Origin of the sequence: Fibrobacter sp. UWH5 (assembly GCF_900142505.1) — a bacterium.
Taxonomy (GTDB): Bacteria; Fibrobacterota; Fibrobacteria; order Fibrobacterales; family Fibrobacteraceae; genus Fibrobacter.
The window spans coordinates 673520-687022 of sequence record NZ_FRBB01000001.1 but is presented as its reverse complement, the minus strand read 5'-3'; the positions used below and the strand labels follow the sequence as shown (position 1 = coordinate 687022).

Genomic DNA, 13503 nt, shown 5'->3' with positions numbered 1-13503 from the left:
CCGAAGTTTAAGTTCTCAGCGAAAAAGATTAATGTATCCGTAAAAAATTTTCCATCATACACATTCACCGTACGGTACTTCTGTCCGTCGCGCGGGTCGGTGAACTCGCCGTAAGACACCTTCTCGTTAAACTGGTTTGTCATATCAAAGTAACTACTGCTAGACGTATTCGCATTTTCCATGGAATCAAGATTAAGCCATTGTCCACTACGGCAAATCATCTGGAAACCATCTTTATGATGATAGGTCACTCCTTCACAATCTTCCGTACACTCAACAAAACACATCAACTCTTTAGGAAAGGAACTTGAACTAAACAAAAACATATCATCACTTGAAGAACTGCTCTTGGAATCCGTAGACGAACTGGATTTCGCAGAAGACGAACTGTTCGTCGATGAGGACGAGACACTGCTGCTGGATTTGTCATCTTTGCTGCTGCAAGACGAGGGGCTAGAGCCTTCATGGCTGTCGCCACTCAGGGTAGCGCCGCTGTCGGAGGATTCCTTTTCCGGTTCAACGAAGCTGTTGCTGTCGTCGTCACCGCAGGCGGTAAAGAACATGGTTGCCGCGAACAGGGCCAGGGCAAAAGGTAACAGTCGATTCATTTGTTCACTCCAAAGAGATAAACTAAAAATAAGTTGGTGGTTATGGAAATTTCACTTTACATTGAAACAAAAAAAAACGACGTCTAGTAAAGTTGTCGTTTCGCTTGTCTTGAATCAATTAAGCCTTCTTCGGCTTTTCGGCAGGGGCTGCCTGATTCAAGCCCAGAAGCATCATGATTTCTTCACGGCCGCCCACGACGTTCGTTGCGTTCACGTAAAGGCTTTTCATGTTGCCGTCGTTCCAGACTACTTCTGGAAGGGAGTTGGCCGCTTTATTTTCTTTTTTTTCGTTCATGAGAATAGCTCCAAATAAAATGGCTATGTTCTACTAATTAGTAGGACTGCCATTTTATGTTGAATTTACTGAAAAAATACTAAAAAATGGTCTAACCAAACAAAAATTAGGTTAGACCAAGTATCTAAGATACAGTTTTTAGATAGTTATATTACATCTACACTTTGAAAGAACATAGCCATATCAAATATTACTTCTTGTTGCTAGGACGCTTGTAGCCGAAGGACTTCAGCATATCGTCGCTAGTCTTGATGATATCGCCCTTCTTCTTGGCAGTAAGATCGTTCACCGGCGGCAAGGTACACTTCAGAACAGACTTCATGCCAACATCAACCTTGTAGACATAGGCACCCGTAGCAAACAGCTTGCCGGATTCAGCACGCACATAGCCATCCTTGTCCGGTTTCAGTTCAAAGAACATCTGAAGCAAGCCAGCCTCGTTGACAAAGGAAGGATCGTTCAATTCCTGAGTGAATCGATAGTAATCCACAAAGTTGCCCAAGGTCGTGTACACCCAGATCTTCACATCCATCTTGATGTCGTACAGGTTAGCGTTGGAAGCATTGACGTAATCAAATCCGTCTTCGCAGTACTGATTAACGTAATCACTAACCGTCAGCTTTACACTGTTTGCGGCACTCACACCTTCAATGGCCACAAGGCCATCAGAACCGACCAAGTCATCCAAGGTAGCCAGGCCACCAACGCCACTAACCACAGGAACCTTCACGTCCATGACCAATGTAGGACCAAGGTGAGTTCCTTCTTCAACGCCTTCGTAGGGAACCTTGCCGCTGCCATTTTCGTTCTTGAAGCTGCCACCGATCAGGGTTTCCGCTTCCTTGCCGGTAGAGGGATTGCGAAGACTAACAGCAAAGGTTTCACCAGGTTTGGGAGGATTAGAGGCATAGTATTCTTCGACCTTTTCCTTGGTCACGACAGCCACAGGCTGTTCAACAGAAATCTCGACATCCTTGGCGTCCTTCATCACAACCCAGACGGTATCAGCACCCATGTTGCCGGCCTTATCCTTATAGAAACGGATAATCGGATTGGTACCCTTTTCCAGACTCTGGAGAACCAGGGTATCCTGCACCACGCCGTTCACCTTCCAGGTTACTTCTACAAAGTTTGCGCGGACGAGATCACCTGTCTGAGGATAGGTAATTTCAACCTTGGGACCAACGCGGTCTAGCACAATGAACACGGACTGGGTAGCCCCATTGCCATAAACGTTGACATAGGTGTAAGAAACGGAATAGCCGATATCGCCAACATCGCTACGAACCAGTTCGCCCTTACGATTGACACCGTAGGCAATATTGACGGAGTTGCCGTTGGCATCCACATAGTCATAAGATACAGTATACGGGACTGCATCAATGTCCTTCTTCGAAGCGGCACTTTCCGTCATCAGGTTACCATTGGCGTCCACCAGCAAAACCGCTCCGGTAGCTGCGTCAGCCTTATAGGAAATGGTTACGGTTCTGCCGTTCACGACTGTTTCGTAAGAAACCGTATAAACTTCAACAGAGTCGTACTTGCCCTTCGAATTCATGACCGGCACCTTAATAATGTCGCCGTTCTTGTCCACCTCGTAAGAAACCGTTACAGAATCGCGACCCGCAAAAGATTCCTTGTAAGAGAGAACCACCACATCGCCATTCACAGGAGTACGTTCGGTCACCTTCGTTTCGTCAAGAAGGATATTGGCCTTTTCCACCGTTCCCATAGTAGAAAGAGTGGAACTGGGAATTCCCGTAGTATCCAGGTCAATCTCTATGTAGTAGTCTTTCTTCACATTGGAAACAGGATCAGATACCGTTACATGAATCTTGTTCTTAGTTGCATTCACATAAGTGTTGGCATCATCTTCATCCAAACTTTCAACGATGGTATAAATGTTGTCGGCCACAACTTCGTTGTCTCCGGCGCCAACAGTCACGATCGGAGCGGCAGAGCTATAGCATACCTTGACGGAATCGCGGGCTGCACCATCCAGATCCGGATTGTCATACTCAACTGTAACGTATTGGCAACCATCCTTCAAGTTAGCTTCCTTGCATTTCTCGGCTGAAGGACTGTTATCGAAGGTGCAGCTCAACTCGATGTTCGGAACGTTGGTATAAATGGTCGTGGGGTTCGGCCACTCGCCCTGTTCATTTTTACCTTCAACAATCTTCACCTTGGAATTGGGCACGTCCACGATGGCAACCACCACGTTCTTTTCGGAGCAGCCATTGTATTCATCGCAAACCTGAATGGTAAGAGTCTCATTCTTAGACTTTTCGTAATCAATCTTGGCACCTTCCTTTACGGTGATTACGCCAGACTTAGAAACTTCAAACCAATTAGAAGTTCCAACCAAGGTATAAGTCTTTACGGTATCGCCAGCATCCTTATCGATAGACTTCAGCGAAGAATCTGCAGAAGTTCCGGACTTGGAATTTTCAACCACGTGGACCGTATCCGTCACGATAGTCGGCGGATTGTTATTGAAGTCGATTTCGATGGTCACCTTGGAACTTGCAGTAAGAATATCTTCGTCCTTACCGGTAGAGGCACTCTTGTCGCTTACAATCACGTTGATTTCGTACTTGGACTTAGAGACGTTTTCATTCAGCTCAATGCCATCCTTCACATGGATCTTGCCAGTATTTTCATCGATAACAAAGAGGGAATCCACAACGGCGAAGTTCGGATCATCAGGATCAAAGGCGTAGGTAAATGTATCGTCATCGACATCCTTCACAGAAATGGATCCGTCAAGGATTGCCTTATCGCCGCCATTAATCACATGGCCAGAAATAGTGAAAGTGGCAGGGCCAGTAATCGGAGCATCGTTCACCGGAGTGACAACAACGGTTAGAGTCTTGGAGCCTTCCTTTTTATCACTGGAGCTTACGGAATTCTGAGAATCATAGACTGCAAATTTCAGAGTCGTGTATTCATAATTCGACAGCGAATCACCATATTTATCAGCCACGGGCACATACTTCAACTGACCAAGGGAATCAGCCGGGATCTTCTTACCCACATCACTCTTAGTCAACGTTTTTCCAAAATAGGTCAACGAGCCCTTTGCAGGGACAGCTTCGATAACGACACCACCCATTTCTCGATCAAGGGGCGATTCATAGGGGAACATATCAGCCGCAAAGGTGAATACAGAATCTTCAACGGCGACAATAACCGTGTCCCTAGTCACAGGGACAACATCCTGATCGATGATGTACATGTCAAAGGCACCTTCGCGAACGTATTCACCAGAAGCATTCTTCAAAACGGCACCGACAAGATTCGAAATCTTCAACTGGAATTTTTCTTTATTGTTCGTGCCATACGCTTCGACAAACTGATCCAGCTTTGCGTGAATCTTGATCTGATTTTTCAAATCGAGAGTGTCAGAATCAACGTCAATTTCTGCGGAAGCCAAAGAATCTCCGCAAATAGGAGTAAGCCCCACAAAGTCAGAAGCATCTGCCAGAGCGCCACTGATCTTTCCATCAACCGGAGTTTCAGAAGACACACTGAAGCAATAATCAAATGTCACCTTCACCTGTGTCTTCTTGTTCAGCTTCAAGGGAATAACCGTATCTCTTTCGCTTTCGGGGAATTCAACCGTAGCAAACAAGGTCGGGTCAATTACAGACGGGTTGAAGCGCACATAGCGGAAGTCTTCGGCCTTGAAGTCAAACTGTACATAAATAGCCTTGGCAATCAGCTGGCCTGCGAAACGGGCCTGCTGCGCAATGGTAATGGTCTTGCCAGAAATGAATGTACCCTGAAGATGCTTTTCGCCAGCAGTCCAGTTAATCTCTTCGGGAGTGTAAAACAAAAGGTTGCCGGCATAATCCTTATTGCTAACCAAATTTTCATCAGATGTGGTCCACGTTCTAGATTCCCTATCCCATTCACTATCATCGGAAGCCTGGATTACGCGAATATTACTATGGTTGGTGATTTCAAGTCCACCATCCAAAAAGACGCGAGTCAAACGACCGCTCTTCTGCATGCGAACATACAAGGGCTTGTCATTTTCCAGTCTGATACCCGCAACACGGATATTATACATATCGTCAATATCACCGGGGGGCACATCAATATAGGCGTTGGGAGTCGTGGAAGAAGCATGAATGACCGTATCAATTTTCAGATAATGATCAGCATCCATACCGTCAAAGAAAGAGTAATCAACAACAGGAACATCAAGATCCTCATCAATGGGGATAGCTCCATCACACCCAATAGTAGCCTTTGTATCACGAAGGCCCTGCGTTGCGCAATAATATTCGCCGTCACAATTATTGTTTACGACAAAGCCTTTTTCTACACAATACATGCCTGCAAAGAATTCGTTATTTCGGCCATTAAAGGAAGCCTCAAAAGTACCCCTAAAATGAGAAGGTCCGATCAAGATGGAATCCAGTCCGGTTCCACCCTTAAAGGAGCCTCCAAAAACCAGGGGGCCGCCAATAGAATGCACATCATTTACCATGACGAAGTCGCCAGTGGCACTACCAACATAGCCAGAAGAATCCGTAATATGGATTTTTCCACCATCAAAGACAATACCATCGCCGGCATTTTTTCCGTTACCGACAATGCCATCACCTTCGTACAGACCGGTACCCCAAAGTTTATACTTCATGAGGTCATTCCATGCATTGGTCTGAGACGCAGAATCCCCGGCAATTTTTGTAAACTTAAAAGGGAGCACTTCCAGAGGGAGTCCCTCTGCAAAAGATGCGCTACAGCAACCCAGAACTAGCAAAACTAGCCAAATCTTTCTAAAATCATACAAAAACATAATAAACCTCCGCAAATTCAACCCTATACCCTATCCCATAAAATAATAAAATAAAATTTACAACGTTAACAAAACGAAACCTAAAAGCGGTTTCTTATGTCAAATAATCCATAGAAACGGCCTAATCTCTTGAAAAATGTCAAAATTGTTCTATATTTGAGGCTCCTAGGCCCTGCGCAATGACTATTTGCGGGCAACTCGCCAGGGCGAAAGCAGCAACGGACTTGCGGATTTTTATGTGCTCAGGTAGCCTAGGATTTTTTTTAAAACTGCTGGAAAACGGCAGTTTTTTTATTTTTGAGAAAGAGGAACGAGGTATGAGGGCGGAGCCTGCGGCTCCTTTGTGCCAAATAATCGCGCCGGAGGCGCCCGGTTTTAACTCACCACTATTCACTCTTAACTATTCACTATTCACTGTTCACTATTCACTGTTTACTCTCATGATTCTCTGGACCATCCGCCATACCAAGCCTTACAATCCCAAAGATGTCTGTTACGGCAGACTGGACTTTGACGTTTCCCCTACTTTCGAAGAAGAAAGCGAGGGCGCCCTGAAGGCCCTGGTGGCCGCTGGAGCCAAGCCCACCCGTTTGTTTTCAAGCCCGTTGCTCCGCTGCACCCGCCTAGCCGAAAAGGCCGCCAAGGTGACCGGCCTCGAAGTCGAGAAGCGTGACGAAATCATCGAGATCAACTTCGGTGACTGGGAAGGTCAGAAGATGGATCAGGTTCCTCGCGAACAAATGCTGGGATGGGCCAACGACCTCCGAGGTTACAGGTTCAACAACGGCGAATGTTTCTATGACATCGACAAGCGCGCCGGCCGCCTGCTAGACAGCCTCGACGACGATGGAGAATTTCTGTGGATCAGCCACGCAGGTGTAATCGCCGCATTGCAGCACTTCGCCTGCGGACTCCCCGACGACCAGTTCGTAGAAGGTGCATTCAGTTACGCCATGGTCACCCGCTTTGAATTCAAGCGTAACGCCGAAGGCCACTATCGAGGAACCTACACAAAGATTCATGACGGAATCCAGATGGTTCCGCTGAAAATCGGTTAAAGCAAAAGCTGGCAAACGCCAGCTTTTTTCCGTTTAAAAATCAAAGGTAAACAGAGCCTGGGCGCCGCCGTTGAAATTCGGCAACAGAGCCAGGTGCAGCGGGTTGTCAAAGTCGCTCAACAGGGCGTCCACCACCGCATCGCCAATAGAATACAGATACAGGAGCGCCGAAGCCCAGATATACTGGTTACGGTTCTTGCGGTAATAGGTCACACGCTCTACCACACGTTCGTAGTCTTCACTAGTCGTGCTTTCTCCAGCCTGCATATGCTTGCGGTCGAGGTAATATTCTACCATGTTCTGCGAAGTCCAGACGCTGACGCTTGCTCCCATCAGTCCCATATATAGTAAGCCGGCCTTGCCAAACTCCCCATTATACATTTGTCCAAAACCGGGGATAATGGCCCACAAGGCGGCAGACTTCATACTCCTCAATTCATTGCTTCGATAATTGTTCTTATACCAGATACCAAAGGCGTCGAACATACTATACAACTGCAGACCATAGAGCCAGGCCGTTTCAGCCTTGCGCAGGTCTTCCTGTTCCATTTTCTTGTCGCTGTAGGCTCTCAGACGATTGATGTTGTCCGTACGTTTTTTTTGATAATATTCAAGGCTGTCCCTAGACTGCAAACCCATGATCTTTCGGGTATAGAAGGAGACGGAATCTCTAAAAGGTTCCGCCTGTTCCAGGACTCGTCGATACTGGAAGTCCTTATTGTAGACAACTTCGTAAAAAAGAGCAAGTTCGATTGCGGTAATGAATCCACCACGAACGTAATGTTCCGTGTAATAATGACCACCACCCGGCAGGATACTTAAGAGCATGGTCAAGGGAAGAGAATTCCGCTCGGTAGGAATATCCCATTCATTTACCTTGAGGGTATCGATGGCCCTAATTCCGGTAACGCCCTTTTGCATGGGATTGACACTGTCTTGAGGAGATTCAGCGGCAAAGACCCCGGCCACCAACAGCAGCAGGGCCAGGACTCCGGCCCGCAGGGAGCGACTCCGGATAGGCTTGAACCAACTCATTAACATTGAGCGCAAATATATAAAAGTCTATACAAGGTTTTATTTACGCCAACGCCTATGAACGTCAAAGTCGCGCAAAACGTTATTTTGTATTTTTTTGGGGGAATGTCGTAATTGACATTTTATGACACAACCGTTTTGTATATTTGAACACGTAAAAGGAACAACAAAGTGAACAACGCAAACGAAATGAATCTCGAGCAGTTGGCAATCGCCGTCAAGGAGGCTCTGCAAGCAAAAGGCCAGATGATGGCCACCGCAGAATCCTGCACCGGCGGGCTTATCGCAAGCACCCTGGTCGACATTCCGGGCAGTTCCGCAGTCCTGGCAGGAGGCATTGTCGCCTACCAGAACGAAGTCAAGGAAAACCTCCTGGACGTTCCCGCAGAAATCCTCAACACCGTTGGTGCCGTTTCTGCAGAAACCGTCAAGGCCATGGCTGAAGGAGCCCGCAGGAAGTTTGGTTGCGAATGGGCGGTTTCCACATCGGGAATCGCAGGCCCGGGCGGCGCTGAACCAGGCAAACCTGTTGGTACAGTGTGGATTGGTGTCGCCAATAGTTTGCAAAATGAAGCTTTTTGCGAAATTTTTTCGGGAAACCGCAATCAAGTCCGCGAAAAAAGCGTGTATAGAACATTGCAGGTACTTCTAGAAAAAATAGTTCAAAAAAGCACTTGCACAAGTGAACACTAGTTGTTATATTTTTTAACGAAAAAAACAAAACGGAGTCAATTATGGCTAAGAAGACGAACACAAACGGTATCAACACTCTCGGCAACCTTTCCGCAGATAAGGCAAAGGCAGTAGAAGCTGCCATCGCACAGATTGAAAAGAATTATGGAAAGGGTTCTATCATGGCTCTGGGCGATCAGCCCAACGAAGATATCCCCGTTATCCCCACCGGCTGTATCCAGCTGGACATGGCTCTGGGCGTAGGCGGTTTCCCCCGTGGCCGTATCATCGAAATCTACGGACCTGAATCCTCTGGTAAGACTACCCTCACCCTCCACGCCATTGCTGAAGCTCAGAAGCTTGGCGGTGTGGCAGCCTTCATCGACGCAGAACATGCTTTCGACGCTGTTTATGCCCGCAAGCTGGGTGTCGATATCGAATCCCTCCTGGTTTCCCAGCCCGACACCGGTGAACAGGCTCTCGACATCGCAGAAACCCTGGTCCGTTCCGGCGCCATCGACATCATCGTTATTGACTCTGTGGCTGCCCTCGTGCCCCAGGCTGAAATCAACGGCGAAATGGGCGACAATCACGTGGGTCTGCAGGCCCGCCTCATGAGCCAGGCCCTGCGTAAGCTTACCGGCATTCTCTCCAAGTCTAACACCTGCATGCTGTTCATCAACCAGCTGCGTATGAAGATTGGCGTCATGTTCGGCAACCCCGAAACCACCACCGGCGGTAACGCCCTTAAGTTCTACGCCACCCAGCGTATCGACATCCGCCGCATCGCAGCCATCAAGGACGGCGAAGATGTCATCGGTAACCGTACCCGCGTGAAGGTTGTAAAGAACAAGGTTGCAGCACCCTTCACCCAGTGCGAATTCGACATTCTCTACGGTTGCGGCATTTCTCGCGAAGCCTCCATCCTGGATCTGGCTACCGAACTGGATATCATCCAGAAGAGCGGTTCCTGGTTCAGCTACAATAACGAACGTATTGGCCAGGGTCGCGAAAACACCCGCCTGTTCCTGAAGGACAACGCAGAACTCTGCAACGAGATCGAACAGAAGATCCGCGAAAGCATGAAGGATGTAGAACTCTTCAAGCTGAACGACGGTGACGCGCTGGCCGCAGACGACGAAACTCTGGAAATCACCGACGAAGCCTAATTCGTAGATTTTCAAAAATTTCTTCCTAAAGCAAAACTCCGACCGATCCTTTAGCCATTGGGATGGGCCGGAGTTTACTTTTTTAGAGGAAGCAACGTCCAATTTTTTTGAATTTTAACTATCTTACGGTTTATGAATAAGCGCTTGTGGACTTTGGCAATATCGATGGCACTGACAGCAGCGTCAGCCCAGACATCCTGCCCACACTTTATTCTAGAAGCGCCCATGGTCGTAAACATCGAAGGTCATTTTATTAACGTAAAGAATTCCCGCGAAAGCATTGATGTGGAATGGCGTCACCACCCCGAAAGTCTAGACACGTTTTTTGTCAATGCATCTAACCGTCCGCAGTTCAACTTCATTACTGCAGGAAGTTACCGCTATATGGAATTTCCCGACGCCAAGATAAAGCGCCAGCTGGGCACCCACCATCTAAAAGAAACTATTGGCGACACTCCGCTAAAGTTAGACGATATGGAATTGCTGGCCAACGGGCAGTTCCTGTGCAAGAATCCCACAGAACAGAAGTCGAACGTTTTTTCTACCGCCCTGTCTATGACTTGGTGGAGTCTTACTGCAGACACGCTCCCCACTCCGCAGAGTGTAACCATGCGAGGAGCCCGCAAGGAAACCAGAACATTCACCATCCGTCAGTGGAGAAATTATTCGGGATCCACACTGCCCACTCTGGTCAAACTAGAAAGCGAACAGTACAACGGAGAAATCTGGATCCGTTCCGCCTATCCTATCCAGGCACTGCAATCCGACCCGCTCAAGAAGAACGTCGCCAAGAAAGCACAGCCTCAGCAGCCTGAGCTATTCCGCAAAATTCCAATGAAAGGGGAAAGAAAAATACCCCTGATACTCAAGCTGAATCAAGAACTGCTGCGCGAGTGATCCATCGTAGAAGGATTTCCTGATGCGGCTCCAGCCACCCACTTCCAAGGTCAGGTTCTGGAGCCCCTCATTCCATGAAAAATGAACGCCAGCCATAGACTTGACATAGCTCAAAGCCTCTTTTTCTACGGTATTGTGGCTGCGCAGGTAACCTGTTCTGTAGAAGTTATTTTCAAACAGCAATGCAAAATTTTCGTCCAGGGGAATACGCCCGAACGTTTCTACAACAATCAGGAAGTCACGACTGAACACAGGAATGTTACGCTTGTAATCGTAACTCTTGCCATCGAAATCCGTGCTTACATCCGAAAGAATGTAATGCAAGGTGAATCCTAAATCGGAACCACCACGGAATTCATAGTTCATCGTTAGACCGAAGTCAAACAACTGGGCATAGTCAAATTCAGCATCTTCGCCGCCCACGTTATCGAGAACGTAATCGGCGTTCCATGTTTCCGCAATCCTTCCACTGCCTGTCACATCAGAAGTCACCATTTCCAGGTTAGACTTGAAGTACAGGTAGCTTTCATAATTGAAATTCAGTTCAAAGGACGGATTGATCTTGAAAGGGCGCAGTCCAAGACCTGCGGAGTAACCTCCATAGAAGGGAGTCAATTCCAGCCCGCCATCCATGCGAAGGTAGCTGGGATTACGTCCCAGTCGTTCGCCGTAGGGCAACATGCCCAGAGGTTCCAGCCAAGTATAATGGAGCGTCCCGAACAGCTGAGGCAACCACTGCCCCAAAACAAAGGGAGTATTGCCACTCAAGCCATAAGCCAGGTTGGCACCATATCGAAAGGCTGTCTGAGAGCTCTCGTTATAGCCATCAGCATAGGCATCAACGGGGTTTGCAACCGCAAACAGAGCACACAGAGTGGCTACAGCGCCAAATTTCTTTCCAAAACCGTTCATTTCAGTGTAAAATTAAAAATATTTTCATCTTTTGCCTAATAAAGTTCTTATTTTGTGGTCAACAAAACGAAATGATAAAATCAGACGACTAAAAAGCTGACTTTATAGATAAAATTAGAGGAGAAATTATGAAGCTCTCTCATATTTGCCTGCTCGGTGTTAGCGCCCTGATGTTCTGGGCCTGCGCCAGCCGTTACTCTTCCCCCATTCTTATCGAACGTGGCGAAGGTCGCAAGGAATATGAACGTGAATACTTTGCCATTAAGGAAAGTATGGGTATCGACAAGCGCCTGAAGGACGTGTTCAAGCAGGGCTATATCGAAGAAGGCATGACCAACGACATGGTCAACCTCCTGTGGGGCCCTCCCGACCACGAAAAGGAAACTTCTTCCAGCAGCGTTTGGGAATACTACACCCGCGAAGGTAAGCTGATTACCCGCCTTATCTGGAAGCACCCCGACCAGGCCCGTCTGAAGGGTTACGAAGGCGAATGGATCCTGGACAAGATCGAAGGCGACCGTTATGGCGGCTCTCCGGCACCGGTTTCCAAGCATTCTAGCAACTACTAATCGGTATTTTTCAGCCTCAAGCCCACAACTTGAGGCTATTTTTTTATTCGGTCTACCACAGGCAGTCCTTTTTTACTAAATTTACCCGCGTTAAATTTTAAACCTCTCAAGGAGTTAATTATGCGTCAGTATATCATTGCTGGTAACTGGAAGATGAACAAGACCGTTAGCGAATCCGTTCAGCTCGCTAAGGACATCGTTGAAGCCGTCAAGGACGTGAAGAAGACCGAAGTGGTCATCGCTCCGACCTACCTCGCCGCTGCTAAGGTTGCAGACGTCGTTAAGGGCACCAACGTGAAGCTCGCTATCCAGGACATCCACTGGAAGGACCAGGGCGCATACACCGGTAAGGTTTCCATCGACATGGTTAAGGAAATCGGTGCAGAATACGTGATCATCGGTCACTCCGAACAGCGTCAGTACTTCGGCGAAACCGAAGAAACTGTTAACCTGAAGGTTAAGAAGACTCTCGAAGCCGGTCTGAAGCCCATCATCTGCATTGGCGAAACTCTCGACCAGCGTAACGGCGGCATCCTGAAGGAAGTTCTCGGTCTCCAGGTTAAGGGTGCTTTCAAGGACGTTTCCGCTGAAGACGCTGCTAAGTGCGTTCTCGCATACGAACCGGTTTGGGCAATCGGTACTGGCGTTACCGCTACCGACGAACAGGCTCAGGACACCCAGGCATACGTTCGTTCCGTCGTTGCCGAAGTCTACGGTGCTGAAGTTGCTGAAGGCATGCGCATCCAGTACGGTGGCTCTATGAAGGGCGCCAACGCTGCAGGCCTCCTGGCTCAGAAGGATATCGACGGCGGTCTCATTGGTGGTGCAGGCCTCAAGGCTAACACCTTCATGGAAATCATCGCTGCTGCAGAAGCTAAGTAATTAAGGCTTTTAGCACAACAATTTAAAACCAAGGTAAATAACTATTATGGCAACTCTCTTCTGGATTCTTATCGTCCTCCACGTGTTCCTCTGCTTGTTCCTCATGCTCCTCGTTCTGGTTCAGAACGACAAGATGGGCGGCCTCGCAGGTCTCGGCGGCATGACTTCTCAGTCTGCCTTCTCTACCGCAGGTGCTGCGACCTTCATCCAGAAGTTGACCCGTGCCATTGCAGTTATCTTCTTCATCGTCGTTTTCGCCCTCGGCCTCATCACTGCCAAGCAGGATCAGGCAGTCGAAGAATCCGCCATGCAGAAGGCAACTCGCGAAAACGCTGCTCAGCAGGCTCCGGCAATCCCGGCTCTCCCCGCTGACTTCGGTGCACCGGCAGCAGCTCCCGCAGCTGAAGTTCCGGCTCCCGCCGCAGAATAATTACCTGGTAAACAGCTTTTGCGCGTAAGCTTGCAGATTCGTCTGCGACGCTGCAGCGCAAGGTTCGCGGTCGTGGTGGAATTGGTAGACACGCTAGCTTGAGGTGCTAGTGGGAGCGATCCCATGACAGTTCAAGTCTGTCCGACCGCAGTAAAAAAGACTCAGT

The 13503-nt window shown here is 48.2% G+C and carries 11 protein-coding genes, 1 tRNA gene, 1 other RNA gene and 1 pseudogene; 9 read left to right on the top strand and 5 right to left on the bottom strand.

Annotated features, from left to right (window positions below; genetic code table 11):
• The 3 genes and pseudogenes from BUB38_RS15935 to BUB38_RS02865 all read right to left on the bottom strand — a co-directional run.
• A pseudogene (locus BUB38_RS15935) lies at positions 1–608 on the bottom strand (hypothetical protein); the annotation flags it as partial.
• A 118-nt stretch (positions 609–726) separates the two neighbouring features.
• A complete protein-coding gene (locus BUB38_RS16220; protein WP_175547629.1) occupies positions 727–903 on the bottom strand; it encodes a hypothetical protein in 177 nt (58 codons plus the stop codon).
• 190 nt (positions 904–1093) lie between these two features.
• Positions 1094–5713, bottom strand: coding sequence for a cadherin repeat domain-containing protein (locus BUB38_RS02865; protein ID WP_073156683.1), 4620 nt, complete (start codon positions 5711–5713; stop codon positions 1094–1096).
• Between the two features lie 163 nt (positions 5714–5876).
• Here BUB38_RS02865 and ffs point away from each other — a divergent pair.
• An RNA gene (gene ffs, locus BUB38_RS02860) (signal recognition particle sRNA small type) lies at positions 5877–5973 on the top strand.
• A gap of 180 nt (positions 5974–6153) precedes the next feature.
• Positions 6154–6771 carry a histidine phosphatase family protein gene (locus tag BUB38_RS02855; RefSeq protein ID WP_073156681.1) on the top strand — a complete coding sequence of 206 codons (618 nt, stop codon included), beginning with the start codon at positions 6154–6156 and terminating at the stop codon, positions 6769–6771.
• Between the two features lie 33 nt (positions 6772–6804).
• On the opposite strand, the gene BUB38_RS02850 is transcribed toward BUB38_RS02855, so the two are convergent.
• On the bottom strand, positions 6805–7806 hold the full coding sequence (locus tag BUB38_RS02850) for a DUF5683 domain-containing protein (protein ID WP_139258176.1): 1002 nt from the start codon (positions 7804–7806) through the stop codon (positions 6805–6807).
• Positions 7807–7977: 171 nt separating this feature from the next.
• Between BUB38_RS02850 and BUB38_RS02845 the strand changes: the two genes are divergently transcribed.
• The 3 genes from BUB38_RS02845 to BUB38_RS02835 all read left to right on the top strand — a co-directional run bounded on the left by BUB38_RS02845 (position 7978) and on the right by BUB38_RS02835 (position 10544).
• Complete coding sequence (locus BUB38_RS02845) at positions 7978–8499, top strand: CinA family protein (RefSeq protein WP_199505699.1); 522 nt, start codon at positions 7978–7980, stop codon at positions 8497–8499.
• A 41-nt stretch (positions 8500–8540) separates the two neighbouring features.
• On the top strand, positions 8541–9647 hold the full coding sequence (gene recA, locus BUB38_RS02840; protein ID WP_073156676.1) for a recombinase RecA: 1107 nt from the start codon (positions 8541–8543) through the stop codon (positions 9645–9647).
• Between the two features lie 132 nt (positions 9648–9779).
• Positions 9780–10544, top strand: a complete 765-nt coding sequence (locus BUB38_RS02835; RefSeq protein WP_139258174.1) for a hypothetical protein — start codon at positions 9780–9782, stop codon at positions 10542–10544.
• On the opposite strand, the gene BUB38_RS02830 is transcribed toward BUB38_RS02835, so the two are convergent.
• A complete protein-coding gene (locus BUB38_RS02830) occupies positions 10464–11456 on the bottom strand; it encodes a hypothetical protein (RefSeq protein WP_073156670.1) in 993 nt (330 codons plus the stop codon). The two genes, BUB38_RS02835 and BUB38_RS02830, sit on opposite strands and share 81 nt — an antisense overlap.
• Positions 11457–11584: 128 nt before the next feature.
• On the opposite strand from BUB38_RS02830, the gene BUB38_RS02825 reads away from it, so the two are divergent.
• From BUB38_RS02825 to BUB38_RS02810, 4 genes are all read left to right on the top strand, one after another.
• Entirely contained in the window at positions 11585–12025 is a 441-nt protein-coding gene (locus BUB38_RS02825) for a hypothetical protein (protein ID WP_073156667.1), read from the top strand.
• A gap of 120 nt (positions 12026–12145) precedes the next feature.
• A complete protein-coding gene (tpiA, locus tag BUB38_RS02820; RefSeq protein WP_073156664.1) occupies positions 12146–12907 on the top strand; it encodes a triose-phosphate isomerase in 762 nt (253 codons plus the stop codon).
• A 46-nt stretch (positions 12908–12953) separates the two neighbouring features.
• Positions 12954–13337 carry a preprotein translocase subunit SecG gene (gene secG / locus BUB38_RS02815; protein ID WP_083538013.1) on the top strand — a complete coding sequence of 128 codons (384 nt, stop codon included), beginning with the start codon at positions 12954–12956 and terminating at the stop codon, positions 13335–13337.
• A gap of 66 nt (positions 13338–13403) precedes the next feature.
• Positions 13404–13487 (top strand) — tRNA-Leu (locus tag BUB38_RS02810).
• Positions 13488–13503 lie beyond the last annotated feature (16 nt).

What these genes read in the sequence shown, in the direction of transcription:
- BUB38_RS02850 (WP_139258176.1), bottom strand. Translation starts at nt 7,806, where the DNA reads ATGAGTTGGTTCAAGCCTATCCGGAGTCGCTCCCTGCGGGCCGGAGTC.
- BUB38_RS02855 (WP_073156681.1), top strand. Translation starts at nt 6,154, where the DNA reads ATGATTCTCTGGACCATCCGCCATACCAAGCCTTACAATCCCAAAGAT.
- secG (WP_083538013.1), top strand. Translation starts at nt 12,954, where the DNA reads ATGGCAACTCTCTTCTGGATTCTTATCGTCCTCCACGTGTTCCTCTGC.
- BUB38_RS02865 (WP_073156683.1), bottom strand. Translation starts at nt 5,713, where the DNA reads ATGTTTTTGTATGATTTTAGAAAGATTTGGCTAGTTTTGCTAGTTCTG.
- tpiA (WP_073156664.1), top strand. Translation starts at nt 12,146, where the DNA reads ATGCGTCAGTATATCATTGCTGGTAACTGGAAGATGAACAAGACCGTT.
- recA (WP_073156676.1), top strand. Translation starts at nt 8,541, where the DNA reads ATGGCTAAGAAGACGAACACAAACGGTATCAACACTCTCGGCAACCTT.
- BUB38_RS02830 (WP_073156670.1), bottom strand. Translation starts at nt 11,456, where the DNA reads ATGAACGGTTTTGGAAAGAAATTTGGCGCTGTAGCCACTCTGTGTGCT.
- BUB38_RS16220 (WP_175547629.1), bottom strand. Translation starts at nt 903, where the DNA reads ATGAACGAAAAAAAAGAAAATAAAGCGGCCAACTCCCTTCCAGAAGTA.
- BUB38_RS02835 (WP_139258174.1), top strand. Translation starts at nt 9,780, where the DNA reads ATGAATAAGCGCTTGTGGACTTTGGCAATATCGATGGCACTGACAGCA.
- BUB38_RS02825 (WP_073156667.1), top strand. Translation starts at nt 11,585, where the DNA reads ATGAAGCTCTCTCATATTTGCCTGCTCGGTGTTAGCGCCCTGATGTTC.